Source organism: Stakelama flava (assembly GCF_019351405.1).
Taxonomy (GTDB): Bacteria; Pseudomonadota; Alphaproteobacteria; order Sphingomonadales; family Sphingomonadaceae; genus Sphingomonas; species Sphingomonas flava_A.
The window spans coordinates 1-1,263 of record NZ_JAHWZX010000030.1; the positions used below are offsets into that span (position 1 = coordinate 1).

The following is a 1,263-nucleotide window of genomic DNA, read 5'->3' on the forward strand; positions in this document are numbered from 1 at the left end:
GTCTGAGCCCCTAGATTTCCTCCATTGATAGGTAGAGTCCGGCCCTCGAGAAGGAGTACGGACGAGATGAAGCGGAGCAGGTTCAGCGAGGAGCAGATCATTGCTGTTTTGAAGGAGCAGGAAGCTGGGATGCCGACGGCGGATGTCTGCCGCCGCCACGGGATCAGCTCGGCGACCTTCTACAAATGGAAGTCGAAGTATGGCGGGCTGGAGGTCTCCGAGGCGAGGCGCCTGCGTCAGCTGGAGCAGGAGAACGAGCGGCTGAAGAAGCTGCTGGCGGACTCGATGCTCGACAACGCCATGCTCAAGGAGATCAGCGCAAAAAATTCTAGCGCCCGGTGCCAGACGGCAGGCGGTGGCTCATCTTCAGAAGGTCTTCGAGGTGAGCCAGCGTCGTGCCTGCGCGGTGCTGGGCGCGGACCGGACGATGGTGCGCTATGTCAGCCGTCGGCCTGACGATACCAAGGCACGTGAGCGTATACGCGAACTGGCCAGCCAGCGCCGCCGGTTCGGCTATCGGCGGCTGCACTGGCTGCTGTGCCGGGAAGGATGGGCAATGAACCACAAGAAGTTCCGCCGGCTCTATCGCGAGGAACGGCTCCAGGTCCGCCGTCGCGGCGGTCGCAAGCGGGCCTTGGGTATGCGAGCACCGATGACGATCCCGCAGGGCCCGAACCAGCGCTGGAGCCTGGACTTCGTATCCGATGCCTTCGCCTGCGGGCGCAGGTTCCGGATCTTCGCGGTGGTCGACGACTACAGCCGGGAGTGCGTGCGCCTTATCGCCGATACGTCGATCTCCGGCGCGCGGGTCGAGCGTGAGCTCGATGCAGCCGTGTTCGAGCGGATGGTGCGTCCCCACACGATCGTCAGCGACAATGGGACCGAACTGACCAGCATGGCGATCCTGCGCTGGTCGAAGGAGCGCAATGTCGAGTGGCACTACATCGCGCCGGGCAAGCCATACCAAAATGGCTTCATCGAAAGCTTCAATGCCCGCCTGCGGGACGAGTTATTGAACGAGACGATCTTCACCAGCCTCGGCCACGCCCGCCAGGAGCTGGAGGCCTGGCGGCACGACTACAACCACTTCCGGCCCCACTCGAGCCTCGAGAACAAGACCCCGGCGGAGATGGGCGCAGGATCAATCGGCAAACCGTATTGGGGGCATACCCCCAATACGGTTGTTGCCATCACGCCCAGCGATGGGCATCAAACTGGCCCGAGGCTCTCCTCATAGGTGGTAGAAACCTTGGGCTCAGACCA

Annotated in this window: 1 protein-coding gene; it reads left to right on the plus strand. The window is 62.9% G+C overall.

All coding sequences use genetic code 11. The annotated features are described in order from the left end of the window. Positions 1-66 precede the first annotated feature (66 nt). Positions 67-1,237, plus strand: a protein-coding gene (locus KY084_RS16200) for an IS3 family transposase (protein ID WP_219239491.1) whose coding sequence is annotated in 2 segments (ribosomal slippage) — positions 67-320 and positions 319-1,237 — 1,173 coding nt in all. Because the reading frame shifts where the segments join, the coding sequence is not laid out codon by codon here. Positions 1,238-1,263: the final 26 nt, after the last annotated feature.